This window comes from Aquabacterium sp., assembly GCF_016234775.1.
Classification (GTDB): Bacteria; Pseudomonadota; Gammaproteobacteria; order Burkholderiales; family Burkholderiaceae_C; genus Aquabacterium.
Genome location: NZ_JACRAH010000001.1, coordinates 185,892 through 208,513, shown reverse-complemented (window position 1 = coordinate 208,513; position 22,622 = coordinate 185,892). Strand labels below are relative to the sequence as shown.

21 protein-coding genes are annotated in these 22,622 nt (G+C 62.6%); 5 read left to right on the top strand and 16 right to left on the bottom strand.

The genetic code is table 11. The annotated features are described in order from the left end of the window. Positions 1-9 precede the first annotated feature (9 nt). Both HY836_RS00930 and HY836_RS00925 read left to right on the top strand, forming a co-directional pair. Positions 10-222, top strand: a complete 213-nt coding sequence (locus HY836_RS00930) for a DUF2892 domain-containing protein (protein WP_290672522.1) — start codon at positions 10-12, stop codon at positions 220-222. 50 nt (positions 223-272) lie between these two features. Next, the gene (locus tag HY836_RS00925) at positions 273-563 is read left to right on the top strand and encodes a metal-sensing transcriptional repressor (RefSeq protein WP_290672518.1); all 291 of its coding nucleotides are present in this window, start codon (positions 273-275) and stop codon (positions 561-563) included. A 6-nt stretch (positions 564-569) separates the two neighbouring features. On the opposite strand, the gene lgt is transcribed toward HY836_RS00925, so the two are convergent. From lgt to HY836_RS00865, 12 genes are all read right to left on the bottom strand, one after another. Beyond that, positions 570-1,370 (bottom strand): prolipoprotein diacylglyceryl transferase, encoded by an 801-nt coding sequence (gene lgt / locus HY836_RS00920; protein ID WP_290672515.1) that lies wholly within the window; start codon positions 1,368-1,370, stop codon positions 570-572. Positions 1,371-1,400: 30 nt separating this feature from the next. After that, positions 1,401-2,567 carry a D-alanyl-D-alanine carboxypeptidase family protein gene (locus HY836_RS00915; protein WP_290672512.1) on the bottom strand — a complete coding sequence of 389 codons (1,167 nt, stop codon included), beginning with the start codon at positions 2,565-2,567 and terminating at the stop codon, positions 1,401-1,403. Between the two features lie 122 nt (positions 2,568-2,689). Further along, positions 2,690-3,166, bottom strand: a complete 477-nt coding sequence (gene nikR / locus HY836_RS00910; RefSeq protein ID WP_290672509.1) for a nickel-responsive transcriptional regulator NikR — start codon at positions 3,164-3,166, stop codon at positions 2,690-2,692. A gap of 4 nt (positions 3,167-3,170) precedes the next feature. Next, positions 3,171-4,532: a type III glutamate--ammonia ligase gene (gene glnT, locus HY836_RS00905; RefSeq protein ID WP_290672506.1), complete on the bottom strand. Its 1,362-nt coding sequence runs from the start codon at positions 4,530-4,532 to the stop codon at positions 3,171-3,173. A 60-nt stretch (positions 4,533-4,592) separates the two neighbouring features. Beyond that, entirely contained in the window at positions 4,593-5,354 is a 762-nt protein-coding gene (locus HY836_RS00900; RefSeq protein WP_290672503.1) for a creatininase family protein, read from the bottom strand. Between the two features lie 9 nt (positions 5,355-5,363). Further along, positions 5,364-6,275, bottom strand: a complete 912-nt coding sequence (locus tag HY836_RS00895; protein ID WP_290672500.1) for an ABC transporter ATP-binding protein — start codon at positions 6,273-6,275, stop codon at positions 5,364-5,366. Positions 6,276-6,286: 11 nt separating this feature from the next. Beyond that, positions 6,287-7,252, bottom strand: coding sequence for an ABC transporter permease (locus HY836_RS00890; RefSeq protein ID WP_290672497.1), 966 nt, complete (start codon positions 7,250-7,252; stop codon positions 6,287-6,289). Positions 7,253-7,289: 37 nt separating this feature from the next. Then, complete coding sequence (locus tag HY836_RS00885; RefSeq protein WP_290672862.1) at positions 7,290-8,264, bottom strand: ABC transporter substrate-binding protein; 975 nt, start codon at positions 8,262-8,264, stop codon at positions 7,290-7,292. Positions 8,265-8,547: 283 nt separating this feature from the next. Next, positions 8,548-8,736 carry a DUF2892 domain-containing protein gene (locus HY836_RS00880; RefSeq protein ID WP_290672495.1) on the bottom strand — a complete coding sequence of 63 codons (189 nt, stop codon included), beginning with the start codon at positions 8,734-8,736 and terminating at the stop codon, positions 8,548-8,550. Positions 8,737-8,762: 26 nt separating this feature from the next. Next, positions 8,763-10,553, bottom strand: coding sequence for a SulP family inorganic anion transporter (locus HY836_RS00875; RefSeq protein ID WP_290672492.1), 1,791 nt, complete (start codon positions 10,551-10,553; stop codon positions 8,763-8,765). Positions 10,554-10,556: 3 nt separating this feature from the next. After that, positions 10,557-10,919: a TIGR01244 family sulfur transferase gene (locus tag HY836_RS00870; protein ID WP_290672489.1), complete on the bottom strand. Its 363-nt coding sequence runs from the start codon at positions 10,917-10,919 to the stop codon at positions 10,557-10,559. A 37-nt stretch (positions 10,920-10,956) separates the two neighbouring features. Then, positions 10,957-11,289: a metalloregulator ArsR/SmtB family transcription factor gene (locus HY836_RS00865; protein WP_290672486.1), complete on the bottom strand. Its 333-nt coding sequence runs from the start codon at positions 11,287-11,289 to the stop codon at positions 10,957-10,959. Positions 11,290-11,380: 91 nt separating this feature from the next. Here HY836_RS00865 and HY836_RS00860 point away from each other — a divergent pair, with 91 nt between their 5' ends. After that, positions 11,381-11,827: an OsmC family protein gene (locus tag HY836_RS00860; RefSeq protein WP_290672483.1), complete on the top strand. Its 447-nt coding sequence runs from the start codon at positions 11,381-11,383 to the stop codon at positions 11,825-11,827. 13 nt (positions 11,828-11,840) lie between these two features. On the opposite strand, the gene HY836_RS00855 is transcribed toward HY836_RS00860, so the two are convergent. Continuing rightward, a complete protein-coding gene (locus HY836_RS00855; RefSeq protein ID WP_290672480.1) occupies positions 11,841-12,455 on the bottom strand; it encodes a class I SAM-dependent methyltransferase in 615 nt (204 codons plus the stop codon). Positions 12,456-12,617: 162 nt separating this feature from the next. Between HY836_RS00855 and HY836_RS00850 the strand changes: the two genes are divergently transcribed. Beyond that, positions 12,618-13,970: a DUF3422 family protein gene (locus tag HY836_RS00850; RefSeq protein ID WP_290672477.1), complete on the top strand. Its 1,353-nt coding sequence runs from the start codon at positions 12,618-12,620 to the stop codon at positions 13,968-13,970. A gap of 2 nt (positions 13,971-13,972) precedes the next feature. Here HY836_RS00850 and HY836_RS00845 read toward each other — a convergent pair whose 3' ends face one another. Genes HY836_RS00845 through HY836_RS00835 form a run of 3 tightly spaced genes read right to left on the bottom strand, consistent with a single transcriptional unit; the run spans position 13,973 to position 21,300 of the window. Continuing rightward, a complete protein-coding gene (locus HY836_RS00845; RefSeq protein ID WP_290672474.1) occupies positions 13,973-18,190 on the bottom strand; it encodes a translocation/assembly module TamB domain-containing protein in 4,218 nt (1,405 codons plus the stop codon). Further along, positions 18,187-20,127: an autotransporter assembly complex family protein gene (locus tag HY836_RS00840; protein WP_290672471.1), complete on the bottom strand. Its 1,941-nt coding sequence runs from the start codon at positions 20,125-20,127 to the stop codon at positions 18,187-18,189. The genes HY836_RS00845 and HY836_RS00840 overlap by 4 nt, the downstream gene beginning before the upstream one ends. Next, entirely contained in the window at positions 20,128-21,300 is a 1,173-nt protein-coding gene (locus HY836_RS00835; protein ID WP_290672468.1) for a VWA domain-containing protein, read from the bottom strand. Between the two features lie 118 nt (positions 21,301-21,418). Between HY836_RS00835 and HY836_RS00830 the strand changes: the two genes are divergently transcribed. Beyond that, positions 21,419-22,609: a diguanylate cyclase gene (locus tag HY836_RS00830; protein WP_290672465.1), complete on the top strand. Its 1,191-nt coding sequence runs from the start codon at positions 21,419-21,421 to the stop codon at positions 22,607-22,609. Positions 22,610-22,622 lie beyond the last annotated feature (13 nt).

Genomic DNA, 22,622 nt, shown 5'->3' with positions numbered 1-22,622 from the left:
ACACACACCATGACCGTGGAACGCATGATCCGTATCGTCGCCGGGCTATTCATCATGATCTCGCTCGCTCTGGGCGTGGAAGGCAGCCCCCTGTTTGTGTCGAAGTGGGCTCTGGCCTTCACGGCCTTTGTCGGCGCCAACCTGTTTCAGTTCGGTTTCACCAACTTCTGCCCGATGGCCATCATCCTGCGCAAACTGGGCTTCAAAGATTGTGCACAATGAAGGCTTGCACGCGCACCACTTCTGACGCGAGCCCACCGGACGACTGCATCATGGCTGCCCTGGACAACGACAAAAGCCGCACCGACATCCTCAACCGCCTCAAACGCGCGGAAGGCCAGTTGCGTGGCATCCAGCGCATGATTGAAGAGGGCGATGGATGCCTGGCCATCGCCACCCAAATGGCCGCTGTGCGCAAGGCGCTGGACAGCACCTATGTACGCATGACCGTGTGCTTCATGGAGCAGCAACTACAGGCCAAATTGGGCACCGATGCACAGGATGCTGCGGCCATGGGCGAGATGTTCGAGGACATCGAAGCCCTCCTGGGCAAGATCCGCTGAAGCTGTTCAATCAGGCTTGACATTCTGCTTGGTGAAGTGCACCCATAGCACCGCACCCACCAGGATCATCGGGGCACTCAGCCACTGGCCCATGCTCAGCCCCAAACCGAGCAGCCCCAGGAAGTTGTCAGGCTCGCGCGTGAACTCCACGCAGAAACGCACCAGGCCGTAGCCCATCATGAACAGGGCTGTCGCCTGTCCGACCGGGCGGCGCTTTCGAGTGAACAGCCACATCACCGCAAACAGCAGCACACCTTCGAGTACGAATTCATAAAGTTGCGATGGATGACGAAGGACGCCACCGTCACGTGCTTGCGGAAACACCATGGCCCAAGGCAGATCAGGGCTCGCAGCCCTGCCCCACAACTCGCCATTGATGAAGTTGCCGATACGCCCGGCCGCCAGCCCCAAAGGCACCAGCGGCACCACGAAGTCGAACAAGCGCACATAGGACACCTTGTTGCGCAACGCGAACAGCCAGCCCGCGATCACCACGCCCAGGAACCCGCCATGAAAGGACATCCCGCCTTGGCCCAACTGCAAGATCTCCATGGGATGGGCCAGAAAATAGCTCGGCTTGTAGAACAGCACATAACCCAGGCGCCCGCCCAACACCACGCCAAAAGCGCCGTACATGAGAAAGCCGTCCACCTGCAACTCGGCAATGGGCGCCAGCCCCTGCCGCACGCGCAAGCGCCCCAGCAGCAGGAACAGGATGAAACCCACCATGTACATCAGGCCGTACCAGTGGACTTTGAGAAAGCCCAGATTCAGCGCAATGGGGTCGAACTGTGGGTGAACCAGCATGGCGAGCAAAGGCCTTGGCGTCAGTGTGAATTACTTGAACAACTTGCGGATGTGCTGCCAGATGTTCAGGAAAAAGCCTGACTTCTCGACGGGCTGCAGTGCGACCAGGTTCTGCTCGCCATAAGGCTTGCCATCGATCGTGACCAGCACCTTGCCTACCACGGCACCTCGGGCGACAGGCGCCTTGATTTCGGGATTGAGTTGCACCGTTGTCTTGATTTGCCCAGCCTGACCACGCGGCACCATCACGTTCCAATCGGCCACAAGGCCAACCGGCACAACATCGGCCTTGCCGAACTGCAACGGGGCGGAGGCCAACGCTGCGCCACCCGCCACGGCCTTGGCTTTCTCGAACGAGCTGAAGCCCCAGTTGAACAAGGCGCGCGTCTGATCAGCGCGGTCCTGCATGGAACTGGTCCCCATGACGACCGAGATCAAACGCATGCCATTGCGCTTGGATGAGGCAGTCAGGCAGTAGCCGGCATCCTCGGTGTGCCCGGTCTTCAGGCCATCCACGGTTGGATCGGTGTACAGCAAGGCATTGCGGTTGCCCTGTTTGATGCCATTGAACTTGAATTCCTTTTCCGCGTAGATCGGGTAGTAGACCGAGCTGTCATGGATGATCGCGCGGGCGAGAACAGCCAGATCTCGCGCTGAGGCCTTGTGAGTGGGCGCTGGCAAGCCCGTGGCGTTCTCGAAATGGGTGTTGCGCATGCCCAGACGTTTCGCTTCGGCATTCATGGTTTGCGCAAATGCCTGTTCGGACCCACCCAGATGCTCGGCTACAGCCTTGGAGGCGTCATTGCCCGACTGGATGATGATGCCGCGCAGCATGTCCATGACAGACGCCGAACTGTTGAGCGGCAGGTACATGCAGGATTCGGTGCTGGAGCCGCGGCACCAGGCATTCAGGCTCACATGAATCTGGTCAGTTGGTTTCAGGCGTCCCGATTTCAACGACTGCTCGACGATGTAACTGGTCATCATCTTGGTCAGTGAAGCCGGCGGCAAAGGCACATCCGGATTCGACGACGCCAGGATCTGACCGGTATCGGACTCCATCAGCACGTAGGCCTTGTTGGTCAAAGCGGGCGGCGGAGAGATCTCCACGGCCAGAGCAGACGCAGCCAAGCTGAGCAAAACGGCGCCAGCGCCAAGTGCGAGGGAGAAACGACGGTGTTGTTGTGTGGCAATCATGGGCAGAGGAATTGGGGGGCAGGCCCGCTGTTGGCCCGCGCGCCCCGCATTATCAGCCCGTATGGCGCCCTGTCGCCCCTGACCCCGTTAACTGTCTGTAAAGACGCCCTCTTGAGCCCTGCCTAAGGTTTGATCAACGGATGCACCGGCGGGATCGTCGCGGCCATCAGTTGCAGGCGCCCGGTGATCACACCACGCAGCGTGCTCATGGCATCCGATATCGCTTGCAAGCGGGTGGCCGGCCCTTGCACCAGCACCACTTCCAGCATCTGCTTGTCCATCAGGTGAACGTGCAGCGAGCTGATGACCTCATCGATGTGCTCGCACTGCAGGTCAGCCAACTGCTTCTGCAGGCCTTTGACGGAACGGTCATACAGCAGCGTGATCGTGCCCATCATCACCTGCTCCCCCAACTGACGCTTGTGCTCCAGCAACTGGTCGTTGATCATCGCGCCGATGGCCTGCGAGCGGCTTTCGAAGCCTCGGCGGGCCACCATCACGTCCAGCTCCTGCAGCAGGTCTTCCGGCATCGAAATGCTGATGCGCGTGACCTGGCTGCTGGCGCGGACGTCCGAAGGGGATGCAGATGTGTCGTCCATGGCGTCAGAACATGTGGCTGTAGCGTTCGATTTCCCACTGGCTGACCGAGAGGTGATAGGCCTCCCACTCCTGGGTCTTGTAGGTGATGAACTCGTCACGCAGGGCCTTGCCCAGCGTGCACTCCACCAGCGGATCGGCCGCAAAGGCCTGCACGGCCTCCTGCAAGGTCTGGGGCAGGAACTCGATGCCGCGCTCGCGGCGCTGGGCGTCACTCAACTCGTACAGATTGTCTTCGTTGGGCTCGCCCGGGTTCAGGCCTTCGCGGATGCCTTCCAGGCCTGCAGCCAAAGCCAGTGCGGCGGCCAGATAGGGGTTGACGGCGCCATCCGCATTGCGTGATTCACAGCGCCCACCACCGGCTGGGATGCGAACCGAGTTCGTGCGGTTGTTGGAGCCATAAGAGTTGAACACCGGCGCCCAAGAGAAATAGCTCATGGCACCGCGGCGCACCAGGCGCTTGTAGCTGTTGACCGTGGGCGCGAACACGGCGCAAAGGGCACGGCCGTGCTTGAGGATGCCCGCCACGAACTGATAGCCCAAGGGCGTGAGGCCAATGCCACGAGGATCGTCCTTCGGATCACAGGCAAACAGGTTCTTGCCGGTTTTCAGGTCGTACAAGGACATGTTGAAGTGCGCGCCATTGCCCGTCTTGTTGGCAAAGGGCTTGGGCATCATGGTGGCCAGCAGGCCCTCTTCTTCGGCGTAATGCTTGGCCATCATGCGAAAGAAGGTGAGGCGATCGCAGGTGGTCAGCGCGTCGGCATAGTTGAAGTCGAACTCGAACTGGCCGTTGGCGTCTTCATGGTCAAACGAGTACAGGTCCCAGCCCAGGTCGTTGATGCAGGTGGCCACCTTGTCGAGCCAGCTGAAGTTATCGACAAAGCCCTTCACGTCATAACAGGGCTTGACCAGCTTGTCGTCGGCATGCGGTACGGACAGCGTGCCATCGGCTTCCTTCTTGAGCAGGAAGATCTCGCACTCGATGCCCAGGTTCATGCCGAAGCCCATCTTGGCGGCCTCGGCCATCACGCTTTGCAGCGCCACGCGGGTGCTCAAGGGATAGGGCTCGCCCTTGAAGTGGTTGTCGGCCGGCATCCAGGCGATCTTGGGCTCCCACGGCAACTGAACGATGTGATTCAGATCGGGTACCGAGGTGAGTTCGTCTTCGTTGGGCGCCTGGCCCAGGCCATCGAGTGCATAGCCGGTGTAGCGCTCCGAGCCCACCGCCATTTGCGGCAGGTGGTCAATGGGCACCACCTTGGCTTTCTGGATGCCGTGGATGTCCACGTAAGCGCCGATACAGTACTTCACACCCTTGGCCTTGAGGGACTGCTGGATGGCGGTGACTTCTTCGGGGGAATGCATCTTCCTAACTCCATCGACGAGATCCGGCCCCGGGATGGGGGCACATACCGTGTGGTGTCGTCAGCCCACGCGGTCGAAAAACGATTGCGCCAGAGGCGGCGTCTGGCTCATGCCGCGCTGGATCAGCGCCGACAGGTCTTCCACCATCCACTCGAAGCCCTGGCGGCCCTTCTCGACCGTGGCCAGGCTGGGAAAGCCGGTGACACCATTGAGGCTGGTGCGGTTGACCGGGTGCGCAAACACCTGCCCCTCGGTGCGATCAGGGTCATCAGCCGCCTTGTGCAGATCAGGGCGCACCATCTCGGGCGCCAGGGCCAGCATCAGCGAGGTCTCTGCATCATTGGCATGCCAGTCTTCGGCATCGGCGAAGTGGAATTGCCGCACACGCTCGCTGATCTGCGGCGAATTGATCACGGCCACCATCAGGTCGTCGTGCTCGGCGCGCAGCATTTCCAGCGCGCAACGCAGTGGCGCCGCATTGGTCACGTGCGTGTTGACGATGAACAGGCGGCGTACACCGCTGTGATAAGCCCCATCACCAATCTGCTTGACCAGTTCGATCAAGGTGATGGGCTGCACCGGAATCGTGCCTGGCCAGCGACGGCTGTGCCCCAGCGAGCAGCCATAGGGCAAGGTGGGCAACATGGGCACACCAGTACGTTCGGCCACGGCCTTGCACAGCACATCGGCGATCACGGCGTCCATGCCGCAACCCATGTGCGGGCCGTGCTGCTCGGTCGCGCCGATCGGCAGAATGGCCGATTGCTGCGCCGCGCCCAGCGCATCAGGCAGTTCAGCCCAGGTGAGTTGTGACCATGCCATGGTGTGCCCTCATTCCACGTTGTCGGACACGTCCGTCAGGCGGATCACGTTGAGCATGACGTCGTCATCCTCGCTGTGTTCGGCCTGCGCAGAAGGTGGGTGAATCAAGGCCTCCAGGCGCGCCTTGGTGGCCTGGAACTCTGGGCTGGCAATCTGCATGGCCGAACGCGGCCGGGGCACGGGCACCTCGATCAGTTCCTGCACTGCACCGGGATGCGCCTTGAGCACCAGAATGCGATCGGCCAGAAAAATGGCCTCATCCAGATCGTGCGTGATGAACAGGATGGTGATGTCGATGTTCTTCCAGATCTCCAGCAGGTGGTTCTGCATCTTGGCGCGGGTCTGGGCATCGAGCGCACCGAAGGGCTCGTCCATCAACAGGATGCGAGGCTGATTGGCCAGCGCACGGGCGATGGCCACACGCTGCTTCATGCCGCCAGACAACTGATGCGGGTAGGCATCGGCAAACTTGCTCAGGCCCACCAGTTCCAGCCATTGGCGTGTCTGAGACTCGGCCTCGTTGCGACCCGCGTCGTTCATCTCCATGCCAAACATGACGTTCTTTTTGACGGTCAGCCACGGGAACAGGGTGTAGCCCTGAAACACCATGCCACGGTCCCGCCCTGGCCCGTTGACCGGCCTGCCATCCAGCAGCACCTCGCCCGCGTTGTGCGACTCCAGCCCCGCAAGGATGCGGATCAGGGTGGACTTGCCGCAACCCGACGGCCCGATCACGCACACGAACTCACGCCGGTGCGTCTTGAAGTTGATGTTGTCCAGCGCGGTCACCGGGCCCTGGTGCGAGTCATAGGTCTTGCCCAGACCTTTGACTTCCAGGATGACTTCACGCTGCTTGAGCTTGTCAAAGCGCGCCCGCACCGCATCGGACTGATCCAGATAGGAAACCGTCGATTCACTCATGTGGATGTGCCTCAGTGCTTGCCTTGTGAGCGGTCCCAGGGGAAGAGCCGGCGGCCCAGCCAGGCCAGCACCAGATCAATACCCAGGCCGATGATCCCGATCATCGCGATGGCGGCGTACACGTTCTCGAAGTGCTGGTAGCGCGCCTGCTGTGTGATGAAGAAGGTGATGCCGGAGCTGGTGCCAATGAGTTCGGCCACGATCAGGTAGGTCCAGGCCCAGCCCAGCAACACGCGTTGATCGCGGTACAGGTCCGGCAGGATGCCGGGCACCACCACGCGAGAGATCAGGCGCCAGCGTTTGGTGCCGAGCGTCATCGCGGCTTCGAGCAAGGCGAAGTCCAGCTTGCGGGTGGTGTTGGAAATCACCAGCACCTGCTGGAAGAAGGTGCCGATCACGATGATGGCGATCTTGGGGCCATCGTGGATGCCCAGGATCGCCACAGCCAGTGCGCCGAATGCCGGGGCTGGCAGATAACGGAAGAACTCGATGAAGGGCTCGTTGAGCCGGGCGATGCTGCTGTACGTGCCGCACACGATGCCCAATGGCACGCCAATGAGCGACGACAACAGGAAGCCCCAGAAGATGATCTGGATGCTGCTCCACAGGCTTTCATGCAGCCAGGGCGCATCTCTTTGTTCCGGTGCGGTCGTGAACGCCGTGTAGAACGCTGTAGCCACTTCATGCGGTGCTGGCAGGTAGACCGGGTTGGCCGGCTCACCCGATGGCAAGGCCTTGCCGGCGTCCTTCATCCCCTTCCACTCGTCGTGGAAGATGTCCTTGTCGACACGCATGCCGACCTGGAAGTAGTCCACCTCGCCTGGCTGCGTGATGAGCACCTGCGGATGCCACAGGAACGGCAGGTAGCTCACCGCGCTCCACAGCATCAGCGGCAGGAGGAAGGAGCCGATGCCCAGCATCAGCTTGCGACGCGGCGTCAAAGCCGCGCGCACGGCGAACCAACCGGTCTGACTCATGACAGGTCAACCTCAGTGAGCGGTGGCAGAACGCGCCTTACTTGGCCGCGGCGTTCGTCAGGCTGGCATCGATGTAGCTGTCCACCTTCTGAGCCTCCTTGTAGACCGCGTTCTTGACGTTGAAGTCGTCCGCGATCTTGGTGGAGCCGTACAAGGACTTGAAGCCATCGGCCTTGACCATGACCTTCTTGCCCTCGCTCAGCGACAGCAGCTTGGTACCCTTGAGGAACTGCATGTAGGCATCGGGAGCCACGCCCACGCGCGCTGCCATGATCTTCACGGCATCAGGCTGGGTCTTGGGGTCGGAAATGTAGCTCACCACCTTGTCCCACACGCCCACGACCTTCTGCCACTCGGCCTTGTGCGCAGCCAGGCTGGTCGGGCTGACGGTCAGCACGTCATAGATCAGGCCAGGCTCATCGGCAGACGTCAGCAAAGGCTTGGCACCAGGCGCACCCTTGATGGCCTGACCGGCGATCGGCTGCCAGGCGCCTACAGCGGCCACATCACCGGAGGCCAGCACTTGCGGCATCTCATTGGTCTTGGCATTGACCAGGGTGACGTCGGACTCTTTCAGCCCAGCCTTCTTCAGGCCATTGAGCAGCAGCAGATGTTCGACCAGACCCACTTCAACGGCGACCTTCTTGCCCTTGAGGTCCTTGAGCGACTTGATGCCGGGCTTGCCGATGATCATGTCATTGCCATTGGAATAGTCGGTCAGCATGATCATCACGCCCTTGCCGCCGCCTGCGCCCGTGACGAGCGTGTCGCCGTTGGTCATGGTGACCGCGTCAATCTTGCCCGCTGCAAATGCGTCCATGGAAGCCGAGTAATCGAACCATTCGAACTTGACGTCCACGCCCGCCTGCTTGAACCAGCCCTTGTCGATGGCGACCTGCCAGGCCACCCAGCCCGGCCAGTCGCTGTAGCCGATCTTCAGGGGCTGAGCGGACCATCCCGCCTGTGTGCCCACGAGGGTTGCGGCGATGGCGAATGCCTTGAAACCGCCCATCAAACGCTGTACTGCTGACGTTGTGCTCATCATCTGACCCATTCACGGTTATTACGGGTTGAACAATTGGTAATACCAAACAGGAGAGAGCAGCATGCGTGCCAGGGGCTTTTCGCTGCGCTGGTGCACGTCAACCCGCGTGAATTGACGTTCTGCGCCGGCAGGGGCGCACTGATGCGCTACGTCAGTGCATGAGAAAAGCCCACAAGCGGTCAAGGTGGTGCACGCACCAAAAACAAAGGGCCCCTCGCAGGGCCCCCATCGTGATGCGGCAACTCGCCGATCACTTCATCTTGCAGGTCGTAATACCAAATGGAAGATAGGCCGGGCACCAGCCCGACAGGCCGGTGGCGATCGGCACCAGGCCGATCCAGCCCCACACACCCACCGTACCGGTAGCCGCCAGGGCCACCAGGGTCACGCCAGCCGTGATGCGGGCTGCACGATCAAGTCCACCAACGTTCGCTTTCATACTCATCTCCTGTTCAACAAAAAAAATCAAACTGCAGCCACTCGGGCCGACGACAGTGCATCCCAGGCCTCCTGGGCGCTCAGATGGTGTCGGCCGGCAAATCTGGCATCGAAGCCAGCTGCTTTCAATCTGTCCATGACAAACCCTTTGACCTCGGCCAGATGCAGCGTCTTGCCCTGATCGGCAAGCGCCTTGTCCAGATCGATCAGGGCCTGCACCGCCGTATGGTCGATGTGATTGACTGCGGACAGCAGCAAGACCACGTGATTCACTGTGCTTTGACCACCTGATCGCCCATGCACCAGTTCGCACAACTTGAGTTCGACGCGCTGGATGTTCGTGAAGTCCAGGCTCTCGTCCACACGGACCATCACCGCATCCGGCAGGGTGTCAACCTCGTACCTGGCCACATTGCGGTAGTGCGCCGTGCCAGGCAGGCGCCCTACTTCCGCCATGTGAGGCTGGCTGTGACGCCAGACCATCGCCGCCAGCGACCACGCCAGCCCCAACATCAACCCTGCCTCGAACCCGATCAACAGGACGCCGGCCGCCGTGCTGATGAAGGCACCAGCATCTGCACGGTCATAGCGCCAGGCCGCCTTCAGGGATTGCCACTCCACCAGCCCCGCGATGGCATAGATGATGACCGCAGCCAGCGCGGCCTTGGGCAGCCACGCCAGCCAGGGCATCAACAGCAGCAGCATGGCGGCCAGCAAGGCGGCACTGATGACACCCGCCAGCGGGCTTCGCGCACCTGCAGCCTCGTTCACTGCGGATCTGGACAAGCCGCCTGATACCGGCATGCCACCCAGCAGGGTGCTCCCCAGATTGGCCAAGCCCAACCCCAGCAACTCACGGTCGGCATCCACCCGCTCGCCGTGCTTGAGCGCAAAGGTCTGTGCCACCGACATGCTGCTGACAAAACCGACCAGCGCCAGCAGCATGGTGGGCATCAACAGCGCACGCAGGCCTGCCCCCTGCGACGCCAGCGTCGTGATGTCAGCGTTGAAGGACAGGGCGCCGCTCAAGGACACGGCCCCCACCAGCGCAGGCGGGGCCATGCCCCAGGCAGACATCTGACTGGCCAGCCAGGCGACAAGCCCCAACACCCACACAGGCCCCAGCCGTTCCTGGATGGCCAGCGTGGTGGCACTGGCACCGAATACGCGCCCCACCGCTCTGACCAGGGGCCCCAACAGCGTCAACATGATCAGCGCACCCAGGCCGGCCAGGGCATCACCCACATGCAGGGGCTCGCGCGCCATGAGCCGCAGCCAGGCACCATGCAGCATGTCAGGCAGCGTGGCGCCCCAGGCACCCATGCCAAGCAAAGGCGCAATCTGACCAAACAGGATCAACAAGGCCGAGGCCGCCGTGAACCCCTGCACCACCGGTCTGCTCAACAATTGCGACAGAAAGCCCATGCGCAACACGCCCATGAGCAACATCAGCGCGGCAGAACCCAAGGCCATCACCCCCGCCATGGCGATGTAGTCTGCCGAACCTGCCCGAGCCAGCGGCGCCAGCGCCTGCGCCACCATCAAGGAGGTGATGGCACCCGGGCCGACCGACATCGCCGAACTGCTGCCCACCAGGGCATACAACAACAGGGGCAGCAAACTCGCCAGCAGGCCAGCCTGTGGCGGCAAGCCCGCCAGCATCGCGTACGCCAGGCTTTGCGGCACCAGCATCACGGCCACCACCAGTCCGGCGGTCAGGTCACCATGCAGCCACTCGCGCCGCCACTGTCGCATCCACGGCGCAGGCCAGGCCCAGGGCACCTCCGTGCCGGGCAATGCGCGCCGAGAAGGGTTCATGGCTCAGCCTGCCTTGCCAACCTGGCCACCGCAGGCCTGGAACAAAGCGCTGGCACGCCCACCCGAACGGCAGAAACCCACGATCGGGTGCGGCAACTCGGCGCATTGCTGTTGATAGGCTGCCACTTGCGCCTCACTGATCATCAGGTTGGACACAGGAAAATGCACATAGTGCATGCCATGCGCCTTGGCCTGCGCTTCAATTTGGGCGCTGGTCGGTTGATCCGGCCCGCCCTCACCATCCGGTCGGTTGTTGATGATGCTGCGAAAGCCCTTGCGGGCCAGTACCGCCACATCAGTCAGGCTGATCTGACCGCACACCGTGAACTCCGGGCACAGGGGGTTGGTTGGCACGCTCAAGCTCATCACAAGTCCTTCACTTCATGGGTCAATGGAAACGGCATCAGCAGGTGCGCCCCGGCAGGGCCGCTCCGCATATCCGGCTGTGCAGCACCTGCATGACCGCCGCAGCGTCTTCGCTGACCAGGCGGTAATAGATGTGCTTGCCTTCGCGGCGGGTGTCGACCAGGCCTTCTTGCCGCAACACACCCAGTTGCTGCGACAGGCTGGGTTGACGGATGCCCAGATCGCTCTCCAGCTCGCTCACACAGAACTCACCTTGCGCCAGGCGGCACAACAGAACCAGGCGATCGGTATGGGCCATGACCTTCAGCAAGGCACAAGCCTTTTCGGCAGAGGCCTGCAAGGCCACCAGGTCGATGTCATTCACTTTCATGTCAAACATTATGTTGACAGATATATTGTTTGTCAATAAAGTGAATCCAGTTGGCCACCATGGCCCCGTTCGCATCCATGAGGAAAGAAAGATGTCCGATCAGACCGTCAAGGTGACCCTGAGCCAGCAGCAGGACTACCAGTTCCAGGTTGACTTCGAAGGTGGCGTGCCCGCCCTGCTGGCCGATGAACCACCGCCCCTCGGTCAGTCCAAGGGGCCTTCACCCGTGCAATTGCTGGCCGCCGCCGTGGGCAATTGCCTGTCGGATTCGCTCTTGTTTGCCTTGCGCAAGTTCAAGCAGGCGCCGGAGCCCATCAGCTGCGAGGTGGTCGCCGAAGTGGGCCGGAACACCGAAGGTCGTCTGCGGGTGCGCACCATCACCGCCAGGCTCAAACTCGGCGTGCCTGCGGCGCAACTGCAGCATCTGGACCGCGTGCTGGAACAGTTCGAGTCCTACTGCACCGTCACGCAGAGCGTGGGCCAAGGCATCCCGATCATGGTTCATGTGCGCGATGCCGATGACGTGATGCTCAAGTGAGCATCGGCCAGACTCAGGCGGCGCGGCGCCAGACCCAGCGCGTGACCTGAGCAGGCCCTTGATGGAACGGGCCTTCGTCCAGCGTGACGCGCCCCTCCAGCCCTGTCAGCTCCACACCGGCCACGCCACTGGCCAAGGCATCCTCCCGCAAGGCGGCCACGGTGTAGAGCATGTCCACATCCTTGGGGCCACCGCTGCTCAGCCCGACCTGCGTGGGATGGAAGGCCTCCAGAATCAGATGCCCACCAGGTTTCAAGGCCTGCAGCATCGCAGTATGGATCGCGGTTCTTTGTGATGACGGCAGGTGCACATAGATCAGCACCACGGCGTCCACGGACGCGGCTGCCGGCACCCAGTTGGTCAGGTCCTTCTCCAGCGTTTCCAGGCGCACGCTGCGCTGCGCCGCCAGCTTGCGCGCCTTGGCCAGGCCCACATCCGAGCAATCCACCGAGGTGACCATGTGCCCCTGCTCGGCCAGCCAGACGCCGTTGCGCCCCTCGCCGTCACCGGGCACCAGCACGCGGCTCCCTTTGGGAATCAGGCACGCCTGCTCGCGCAGAAAGACATTGGGCTGCACACCGTACTTGTAGGTAGTGTCGCCAAACTTTTGATTCCAGAACTCGCGCATGCTGCTGACCTCGTCTTGTTGCTTTGCCTGAAGTTTGCCTCATCCACGCCCTTGGGGCGACGCGTGCGAGCCGACACTTGCGTCAAAACAAAGCGGCCGCCGGGCCTGCGGCTTGCATGCATGTAGGATCAAGGGGCTGTCTTCATCGCCTGACGAGTGTTCATGACCTCCGACATTGCCTCCCACACCCGCTCGCCATCCGCTCTGCCCAAGGCCCTGCCCTCGGATGACCCCTTGCGCGAGGTCCTGCACAACGAGGTCCACGCCCGCCCGCCCGCCCGCATCCGGCTGCCCGCCCTGGTGGTGTACGTGGCCGTGCTCAACGAAGGCATCAGCCGCGAGCAGGAATGGCGCCATCTGCAACAGCTCCCAGACCAGGAGTCACTCACGCTGGCGCAACTGCATGGCAACTTCCTGCGTCTGCGTTTTGCCAACCACACGCTCAAGTGGGAGCGCCACACCGAGTTCACCCGCTATTCGATCGTCCAGGCCTTGCCGGACCATGTTCTGCAAACGGGCGACGAAGCCGAGCTGCTGCGCTCGCTCGTTGTGGATCCAGCCTGGCTGGCCGCCATCCCCGGGCGGACCGTGGCCGCCATCACCCTGGCGATGATCAACGGTGATGTGGACGACGTTGCAGCCATGCGCGCCACGGCCACACCGTGGTTCGAAGGGCGAGAGACCGTCGTCTCCCTGTTGGGCATCAAGCGTTCGTGCGTGTTCACGGACTTCCACTTGCGCGAAAGTGGCTTCGAGCGCCTGCTGGTGGTGTCCCCCCCCAACACGTCGGAGCTCCGCTCGGGCCGCACGTCTCAACGCCTGCTGGAGTTGGAAACCTACCGGCTCATGGCCTTGCGTGGCCTGCCCGTAGCCAAAGAGATCAGCGCCATGCTGACCGAATCGGAAGCGCAACTGGCCGTCATCACCGCTCGCATGGAAAGCGCAGATGCGTCAGATCAGGACTTGCTGACACAACTCATCCACCTGGCCGCGCGCGTTGAAAAAGCAACGTCGGAGCACATGTACCGGTTCTCGGCCACGCGCGCCTACTCGGGCCTGGTCGAGCAACGTATCGAGCAATTGCGCGAAACCGCCATCCCAGGCACGCAGATGGTGGGCGAGTTCCTGCTCAAACGCCTGTCACCGGCCATGGCCACCGTACAGGCTACGGCCCAGCGCCTGGGCTCTCTGTCTCAGCGGATCGAGCGTGCCAGTGCCCTGTTGCGCACCCGGGTGGACATCGCCACCGAAACGCAAAACCAGATGCTGCTGGAAAAGCTCACCAAGGGGCAGGAGTTGCAACTGAGGCTGCAAAGCACCGTGGAAGGCCTGTCGATCGCGGCCATTGCCTATTACGTGATCAGCCTGGTGCTGTACGGTGGCAAGGCAGCCAAAGCGGTGGGGCTACCGGTCAACCCCGAGATGCTGGCAGGCGCGATGATCCCGCTGGTGCTGTTGGCCATCTGGTGGGGCGTACGGCAGATTCACAAGAAGCTGCATGCCGAGGGGCACTGAACTCAATCCCATCTCCATGCCCAGATGAAGTCAACTGCGTTGTCATCACCGGCCTGGGCACGCACCGTGAAGCGCTGCGCCAGTCGGTAGATCAGTTGCCAGTTGCCACTGGTGGCATTGAGGTTGCGTTCGTAGCCCACGTACCAGTATTTGGAGACCTGCTTGCCCAGGTTGACCACGGTATCGCGAGCCGTGGAGCCCGCACTTTCCGTTTGTCGCACCGACAGTTCATCCAGGCCCAGCATCGCCACCAGATTGTCTGAAGGTGAACTCCCCTCGCCAGACAACAGGGCCACGGCCGCGCTCTGCAGCAGGCCGATGTCCGCCCCGCCCAGGCCTGTGGGCCCTCGACCCAGCACCAGCCAGGACAACTTTTCCGTCTCGGACATGGAGGGATCAGAATACAGGCGGATGCGAGGATCCTGGGCCGTGCCGGTGATATTGACCCCGACCTTCACATCGCTGGCAGAAGCCGTGGGCGACTGGGGCCGCATGGCCAGAATATCGAGGCGGGGATTCTCGATCGCACCCGTGAACACCACGTCGCCGCGCTCGATCACCAGCTTCTGCCCATAGGCTGCAAAGGTGCCGTTCTCGACATGCACGGTGCCATTGAGCGCTGGCCGGTTCGAAGGCGTCGTCAAACGCAGCTTGCCGGCCAGATAGGCATCCAGCCCCTTGCCTTTGAGCTTGAGCTTGTGCCCCAGGTCCACGGCCACGTTGGCGCTGAGCTTGCGCTTGCTGCCATTACCGTTGCTGGTTGCCGCTGCCACTTCGGCCTGCTCTTCGGGATCCTCGCCAGGCCGATTCAGCACGTTGACATCGTCACCGATGGTCGGAGCGTCTGAGCGCGTGATGTCGATCAGCCCCTCGTCCACCTGCAACTGACCATCTACCTTGATGTCTTCGGCACCAAAGCTGGCCTGCGCGTCGCCACTGATCACGACACGCCGGTCGACGCGCTGCAACAGCGCGAAGCGTTCTGCCTTGACGGTCAACTGCGCCTGGGGGGATTCACTGAGCAATAGCTCGCCCTGCGCACCGATGCGGCCACCTTGTGAACCCGACTGAGCCGTGAACTGCGTCAACTTGACGTGCTCTCCGGCCAGATCCACCTGCAGTTGCCCGTCTGTCAGGTTGATGCCCATCAGCGCCTGGCCCAAGCCCAGGCTTTGTCCCTTGATCTGCCCCGTGTAGAGCGGCACACCCAGCGTGCCACCGAGTTCGGCCTTGGCCTGCATCTGCCCTGTCAGGCGCCAGCCAGCCGGAACCCAGGTACCCCAGGGGCGCAAGTTGGCGATCTGCAGATCCAGTTGACCGGACAAGGGATCGCTCGCCTGAGGCAACACGTCGGCCGAACGCGCCTGCACCACCTGCCGCCCTTTGAGCACACCCAGCACACGGCCATCAAACTGCTGCGTCATGGTCCACACGCCATCGCGCGCCTGCAGCGCGACACGGGCGTCACGGATACCCAGACGCTGCGTGCTGTTGCCCTGGATGGTGGGCTCGCTCAAGCTGAGGTCGCCGGACTGGCGTGCCACATAGGCATCCACCACCCAGGGCTGGCGGGCGCTGTGGTGCAGATCGACCCGGCCATGGAGCAACAGGTCCCCGCCCCATCCGGCCTGAGGTTGCCACGACGTCAGCAAGGCAGGCAGGTTCAAGGGATCCAGTTCGAGCGAGGCCTCGACCTCGCCGACCGGGTCGCTGGCGGCAGACAAGGCCTGCCAGTTCAGCTTTTTCAGGTGCATGTCGGCACCCATCACCATCAGGGCCGTGGGCTCCACACGCAAGGAGCGCCCGTCCGGGGCATCTCGCCAGACCAAGCCAAAGGGCTGCGCCTGCAGCAAGCTGCGAGGCTTGTTGCCAGCCAGATTGACGAGCAGTTCGTTGACACGCCCTTGCCAGCTCATGGCCTGCGCCTGCCAGCCGCCCTGTACGGCAGCAGCCACATGGAAATGGGACGTCCTGCCACCGGTTTGCGGCTTGTGACTCAGGTCCGCCGTGAGTTGCGACTCGTGTTGACGCACGCTGCCTCTGACGTGCCACTGCGCCTCCTCCAGCAACACATGGGCGGTCTGCCATTGCGCCAGATGGAGCTGCAGACGTACTGGCGCATCAGCCGATTGGCCGTCCACAGCCCAACTGGCTTGACCTGATGACAGCCCCATCTGAACGCCATTGGCCATGACCCACTGCAGGCGCGACACCGACAACTGCCCATCCGTTTTCAATTGGGGCCACACACCGTGCCCTTTGAAGGCACCATCGACCACGCCGGACACCTGACGTGCACCGATCAACGGCGCCACAGCCTGCAGGCTCTGGAGCGCGGGGGCGTGCACGGTGCCTTGCCAGCTGGCCTCTTGCGACCATTGCAGCCGGCCATCGCTGCCCATGCGCCACGGCACGTCAGCGTGGGCCTGTACCTGGTTGCCTCCTGCGTTCAGATCCAGCGCCAGCGACATGCGCTGCGGCGACTGAGGCGAGCGCCACTGGGCCTGCCCGAACAAGGACACGCCCGCCAATTGACTGGACTGCAGCCCCAGATCCAGTCGCCCCCGCCAGTTGGCGTCCAGCGCCACGCCCAACTCGCCGTTCAACTGATTGCGCCCGTTCATGCCCGCAGGCCATGGCAGCCACACCTGGGGATCAAAATCCTTCACCTTCAAATGGCCCTTGACGGACCATGCGGGAGCCGGTGCAGGCGCCCCCCACCGCAGTACCGCCTCACTGAGATCGGCCTGCGAAGCCTGAGACTGCAGCCGCAGCGCAGCCACCTCGAACTGACCGGGCGCATAGCGCCCCTCCATGGCCAGGCTGACGGGCACATCCCCCTGCGTGCGCCCCTTCTTGCCCGATGTCGCGGGCCGTGTCGAGAAGGTGGGCCCGAAAAGGCCCGTCACGTTCAAGTCCACAGTCGAGCGCAATTGTGCCCAGCCCGAAGCCGGCGCCTTGGCCACACTGGCCCAGTCGGGCTTGAGCTGCAAAGCCCCTTGCAGCTGCAAGGCAGGCGCCAAGCCATACAGCGCTTGCGGCTCCACACCGCGCCATTGCGCCTTGAGCACACGCTGGCCACCCCAGCCACCCGACACCGTCAGATCGCCCGGGGCATGACCGGCCACAGAAGGCAACTGCGCTACCAGCTCCAGCTCGCCCTGTCGCCAGGCGTGGGTCAGATCCTGGGCAGCATGTACATCAGGCAGCAGGAGCAGCCCTTTCAGGGCTCGCAGGGGCAGACGCTGATCGTCCCAGGCACCGGCTTGCTCGTTGCGCAGGTCCAGCCGAGCCTGAAGCGCCTTGCGCGCAGTCGGCGCCAGGCTCACCTGCCCATGCAGCAGCGTACCCGGCAGGCCCGGATGCAGATCGGCCAGATTCAGGTTCTTCACCGAAGCGGTCAGGCGCGACACCGGCCAGGCCGCAAAGGGCTGCACCTCGCCATCCAGTGTCAGGCTTTGAGTTGAACGGCCGCCTTGCTGAAGGCTCAGTTTTGCCCGCACCAGCAGCTGGGCCAGGGGGCCTTGCGCATGCAACACGGCCTCGCCCTTCGCCTGCGGCTCGGTGCCGCCCTCCTGAGCGGGCGCGGTGTTCTGGAGGGCCTGCACGTCCGCCTTCAGCGGCAGCCCCTGATTCACACCCAGTTGCGCCACACCTTTGAACGACCAGTTCAACCAGTTCAGATGCGCGAGCTGGACCAGGTGCACCGCAGGCACCTGGCCACCCTGTTGCGCGGCCACGGCAGCATCCAGCGCCTGAAGCGGCGCGCCATCACCCCACAGGCTGCTGTGCGCCGACGCCACCAGCACGCGTTTCACCCGCAAGGAAAACGGCAGACCCAGGTCCTGTGGCGCCTTCAAGGGCGTGACCACGGGATCCGGCACCCACACCAGCTCCAGCTTGCGCGCCTTGATCTGCGCCACGTCCAGGCCGAACCACCATGAGGCCGTGAGATCGGGCTTGATGCTCAGTTGCTGCCACGATGGCTCCATCAAGGTCAGGCGCCCGGATCTGGGCAAGCTGATGTCGATGCGCGTCGCCTGGAAATCACCCAGCAAGGCGCCCTGCGGCCCCGACACCTTGATGCCCGGCACCAGCGGCAGCAGATGCGATGTGGCCGCCTCGTTGTGCGCCAGCGCCCACACGGCACCGATCAACACGCCCGCCGCTGCCAGCAGAACCAGCAAGGCGCGCAGCAGTTTGCCCAGCAGGCCGATCACAGGCTGATCCCCACGCTGAAGTGCATGCGCCAGCGCTGCACCTCGTTGCCATAGGCCAGATCCAGGCGCAAGGGCCCGACCGGGCTGCGCCAGCGAATACCCGCGCCATAACCGACCTTGGGCTGCAGATCGCCAAACCGGTTGGCGGCATCACCGGCATCGATGAACAAGGCCCCCCACAGGCTGGGCATCTTGCTCGACAAGGGGTGCGCCAGCTCCAGGCTGCCTGTGCCCATCGATCGACCGCCCACCACCACACCTTCGTTGAGTACCCCCAGCGACCGGTAGGCATAGCCTCTGACCGAGTCATCACCACCTGCGCGAAACAACAAGGTATCCGGCACGCTGACGGCATCACGGGCAAAGACCTGCCCTACCTCGGCGCGCGCCGTGGCATACCAGTGCGACCACAGCGGCAGATAGCCCGTCACGCGGGCATAGGCCCGGCCAAAATAACCCTGCTCATCGAGTGCCGAGTACGAGCGGCCACCCGTCAGTTGACCCAGGCTGGTCGAGCCCTTGGTCGGCAGGATCTGGCTGTCCACATCACGGAAGATCCATTGCGATGTGCCGCTCACAGCCGAGGCGTTGGACACCACTAGCCCTTCCGACGAGCGCACTTCGGCGCGTTGGAACTCCAGATAGTCCGTGCGCTCTAGCCGCTCGCCTTCGCGCAAGAGACCGAAGCGCAAGTACTGGCTTGAGGTGACGGCATCGTTGTCATCGAGTTGGTACGAGCCCTGTGCCGAGATCAGCCCTCTTCGGCGCCCCGGCCAGGGATGGGATGTCAGGTCCAACTGCCCCGTCGACTCCTTGCGACCGATCTGCACCTTGGCCTTGCTTTGCCAATCCAGCCCGAAGATGTTGCGATGCCCGTGTTCACCCGACACACGCGGGCCTGTGTTGCTGCTGATACCAACACCCGTTGTGGCCGTCTGCATGGGCAACTCGTGCAACTGAACCAGCACGGGCGCCGACTGTGCCTGCGTCGGATCCAGATCCGTCGTCACGAACACGTTGTCGAACATGTTGAGCTTCTGGATGCGCTCCTGCCAGTCCAGCAACTGCTTTTCGCTGTACGGATCCCCCTTGTGGAAAGGGGCCAGATTGATCACGGCCGAAGCGGGCTGCCGGTTCAACCCCTCCACCTTGATGTCACCAAAGGCCACGGCCGTACCAGAATCGGCCACCAGAAAGATCTTGGCCTGGCGTGTCTGCGCGTCCACCGTGACGGAGGTACCGCTCCAACTGGCCAGGGGGTAGCCTTCGGCCCGCATGCGCGCCAGCGCGCCATTCTTGGCCGCCGACCAGTCCGCCTGCCTGAACACCTGCCCCTCCGGCAAGGCCCAATTGCGCTCCAGCCGGTCCAGCAGCGCCTGCGCCAGGGGATCGCTGTTGCTTAGTCGGGTGTCCAGATCGCCTTCAAACACGAACTGCACCTTGCTGACCACGGTTTGTGGCCCAGGATCCACTTCCATGCTGACCACCACAGGCTGCCCCTCGACCTCGTCGCTGACCCGGGTCACGATGTGGGCGTTGAAGTACCCCTCCGCCTCGAGCAAGGCTCTGGCCTGGTCCGGTGCAAACACCACCAACCGGCGCAACTCGCTGCGCCGGATACCCAGGCTCTGATCCTTGCTGGACTCCTCCTGGAAACGGGCCAGATCCAGGAAATTGCGCAGCAGTTTGTCCAGTGGCCTGGGGGCATCGATCTGCAAGTGCCACACCACGGGTTTGGCGCGGTCGGAACGAGGCAACTCGCCGGTCTGGGGCTGCGCAGGCACATTGGCCGCGGGCTCGTTGTCCTGAGCAGCCAGATCAGGTGCTGATTGAGCCCAGGCGCCATCAAGCAACAAGGCAGGCAGGACAAGGCCAAGCAGACAGGCCGCCCCGAAACCGCTCCTGCCCGTGCCGCCCGTGGGCTTGTGTCCCGTCATTTATTTGCTGAGCAGGCGCATGGCCCCTTCCAGGCCTTGCAAGGTCATAGGGAACATCCGGCCGCCCATCAACTGCTGCATGATGGACACGCTCTGCCGATAGTTCCACACACCTTGTGGCTCCGGATTGATCCACACGAAATTGGGGAAAGCATGCGTCAGGCGCGAGATCCACTCCGCGCCGGGCTCTTCGTTGTTGTATTCCACGCTGCCGCCGGCCTGCAGGATCTCGTAGGGGCTCATGGTGGCATCCCCCACAAAGATCAGCTTGTAGTCCTTGTTGTACTTGCGGATGATGTCCCAGGTGGGGACTTTCTCGGTATAGCGGCGGTGGTTGTTGCGCCACATGAAGTCGTACACGCAGTTGTGGAAGTAATAGAACTCCAGATGCTTGAACTCGGTTTTGGCCGCCGAGAACATCTCCTCCACGCGGTGAATGTGGTCATCCATGGTGCCGCCCACGTCCATGAGCAACAACACCTTCACCGCGTTGTGCCGTTCGGGGATCATCTTGATATCCAGCATGCCGGCATTGGCTGCCGTTGCATGTATGGTGTTATCCAGGTCCAGCTCCTCGGCTGCCCCCTGGCGCGCAAATTTACGTAAACGCCTCAGCGCCACCTTGATATTGCGGGTGCCAAGCTCCACCGTATCGTCGTAGTCCTTGAATTCGCGCTTGTCCCAGACCTTGACTGCACTGCGGTTACGGGAGCGATCCTGGCCCACGCGGTAACCCTCAGGGTTATACCCATAGGCACCGAAAGGTGATGTCCCGCCGGTCCCGATCCACTTGTTGCCGCCTTCGTGTCGTTCCTTCTGCTCTTCCATCAATTCCTTGAAGCGGTCCATGAGCTTGTCCCAACCCATGGCTTCGATCTTGGCCTTCTCTTCCGGCGTCAATTCGCGCTCGAAATGCTTGCGCAGCCACTCCAGAGGGATGTCCTTGGAGAAGTCGATGGTCTCGCTTACCCCCCTGAAATAGGCGGAAAACGCCCGGTCAAATTTATCGAAATGCGCTTCATTCTTCACCAATGTCATCTTGGCTAGGTGATAAAACTCATCCACAGACGGCCCAATCACGTCATTCTTGATGGCATCCAGCAAGCTGAGGTACTCCGGAATGGTTACCGGCAGCCGAGCAGAGCGCAAAGCGAAGAAGAAATCGATGAGCATAGAGGTGGTCCTGCGAATCAAACTGTATTTTGGCCCCTGGCGGCCGAAAACGTCAGATCAGGGTCTGTTTCCTTGCAGGACTTTTGTTTTGTAACTGGTACACGAGCACGCAGTAAACATGGAAGCCCGCCATTTGTTGTTGGCCTTTATCCTGCTCACGCATTGTCTGACGACGACAATGTGGTGGGTGGCGGGCTCGTGGCTGGGGCTGTCACGCAAGGCGGCGCGCCACTGGTTGCTGGCCAGTCTGGCCAATGGCGTGGCGCTGGCCTTGCCGCTGTTGCCGGAGTTCGGCAGCGAAACGATTCGCATCGCCCTGGCTGGATCCCTGGTGGTGCTGGGGGCCACCTCGCTGCGACGTGGCCTGCAATTCTTCCTGAAACTGCGCCTGACCGATGTGATGCACACCGTCGTGGCCGTCGGTATCGCGGTCATCAACGTCACGGTGTGTCTGCGCCTGGGATGGCACACGGCTGGTGTGGTGATCAGCAGTCTGGCCCTGTGCCTGGTGCTGGGCCGGACGGCCAGGGAAACGTTCAAGCCGCTGCGCACCGAATTCAATGTGGTCACCGCCTGGATGCACTCGGGCATGCTGACTGTGGCGGTGACGGCATTTGCCATGGTGGCCCTCACCGGCATGACGCCCTCCATCCATTGGCCGTGGCTGGACTGGTCGAGCGCCGTGTCGGAGTTCATCTTCGTGTTCGCCAGCGTGTCCATGTCGATCCTGGCGAGTTTCGTATTGGGCTACATCGTGGTGATGCGCCTGGTTCGTCGGCTGGAGCACTTGTCGCACCACGACGCCCTGACCGGACTGCTCAACCGCCGCGCCATCGAATACCTGCTCGACCGTGAAGACCAGCGTCTGCAACGCTTTGGTGATCCTTATACGGTTCTGCTGGTCGATATAGACCATTTCAAGCGCATCAATGACCGCCTGGGCCACGCAGCAGGCGACGCCGTGTTGTGCGCGGTGTCTCGTACGCTGCAAGCCAAGGCCCGCGAGGTAGACCGCGTGGCGCGGTACGGCGGCGAAGAATTCTGCATCCTGCTACCCCACACCCTGCATGACGGCGCCGTGCAAGCGGCCGAACGCCTGCGCGAAGCGGTCTGCCAGATCAACATCCCTTGGGGCGACGAGCACATCGCCGTGAGCATCAGCACCGGCCTGGCCTGCGCAGCCGAACCAGGCGAGACCTTGCAGGCCTTGCTCAAACGCGCCGACGAGGCGCTCTACCAGGCCAAGGCCGAGGGCCGCAACCGGGTTGTGCTGGCGGCCGATCGCGTGAACCGCAGCCGCCAGGCTTGATGCCAGACGTTGA

What these genes read in the sequence shown, in the direction of transcription:
- HY836_RS00930 (WP_290672522.1), top strand. Translation starts at nt 10, where the DNA reads ATGACCGTGGAACGCATGATCCGTATCGTCGCCGGGCTATTCATCATG.
- HY836_RS00925 (WP_290672518.1), top strand. Translation starts at nt 273, where the DNA reads ATGGCTGCCCTGGACAACGACAAAAGCCGCACCGACATCCTCAACCGC.
- lgt (WP_290672515.1), bottom strand. Translation starts at nt 1,370, where the DNA reads ATGCTGGTTCACCCACAGTTCGACCCCATTGCGCTGAATCTGGGCTTT.
- HY836_RS00915 (WP_290672512.1), bottom strand. Translation starts at nt 2,567, where the DNA reads ATGATTGCCACACAACAACACCGTCGTTTCTCCCTCGCACTTGGCGCT.
- nikR (WP_290672509.1), bottom strand. Translation starts at nt 3,166, where the DNA reads ATGGACGACACATCTGCATCCCCTTCGGACGTCCGCGCCAGCAGCCAG.
- glnT (WP_290672506.1), bottom strand. Translation starts at nt 4,532, where the DNA reads ATGCATTCCCCCGAAGAAGTCACCGCCATCCAGCAGTCCCTCAAGGCC.
- HY836_RS00900 (WP_290672503.1), bottom strand. Translation starts at nt 5,354, where the DNA reads ATGGCATGGTCACAACTCACCTGGGCTGAACTGCCTGATGCGCTGGGC.
- HY836_RS00895 (WP_290672500.1), bottom strand. Translation starts at nt 6,275, where the DNA reads ATGAGTGAATCGACGGTTTCCTATCTGGATCAGTCCGATGCGGTGCGG.
- HY836_RS00890 (WP_290672497.1), bottom strand. Translation starts at nt 7,252, where the DNA reads ATGAGTCAGACCGGTTGGTTCGCCGTGCGCGCGGCTTTGACGCCGCGT.
- HY836_RS00885 (WP_290672862.1), bottom strand. Translation starts at nt 8,264, where the DNA reads ATGGGCGGTTTCAAGGCATTCGCCATCGCCGCAACCCTCGTGGGCACA.
- HY836_RS00880 (WP_290672495.1), bottom strand. Translation starts at nt 8,736, where the DNA reads ATGAAAGCGAACGTTGGTGGACTTGATCGTGCAGCCCGCATCACGGCT.
- HY836_RS00875 (WP_290672492.1), bottom strand. Translation starts at nt 10,553, where the DNA reads ATGAACCCTTCTCGGCGCGCATTGCCCGGCACGGAGGTGCCCTGGGCC.
- HY836_RS00870 (WP_290672489.1), bottom strand. Translation starts at nt 10,919, where the DNA reads ATGAGCTTGAGCGTGCCAACCAACCCCCTGTGCCCGGAGTTCACGGTG.
- HY836_RS00865 (WP_290672486.1), bottom strand. Translation starts at nt 11,289, where the DNA reads ATGAAAGTGAATGACATCGACCTGGTGGCCTTGCAGGCCTCTGCCGAA.
- HY836_RS00860 (WP_290672483.1), top strand. Translation starts at nt 11,381, where the DNA reads ATGTCCGATCAGACCGTCAAGGTGACCCTGAGCCAGCAGCAGGACTAC.
- HY836_RS00855 (WP_290672480.1), bottom strand. Translation starts at nt 12,455, where the DNA reads ATGCGCGAGTTCTGGAATCAAAAGTTTGGCGACACTACCTACAAGTAC.
- HY836_RS00850 (WP_290672477.1), top strand. Translation starts at nt 12,618, where the DNA reads ATGACCTCCGACATTGCCTCCCACACCCGCTCGCCATCCGCTCTGCCC.
- HY836_RS00840 (WP_290672471.1), bottom strand. Translation starts at nt 20,127, where the DNA reads ATGACGGGACACAAGCCCACGGGCGGCACGGGCAGGAGCGGTTTCGGG.
- HY836_RS00835 (WP_290672468.1), bottom strand. Translation starts at nt 21,300, where the DNA reads ATGCTCATCGATTTCTTCTTCGCTTTGCGCTCTGCTCGGCTGCCGGTA.
- HY836_RS00830 (WP_290672465.1), top strand. Translation starts at nt 21,419, where the DNA reads ATGGAAGCCCGCCATTTGTTGTTGGCCTTTATCCTGCTCACGCATTGT.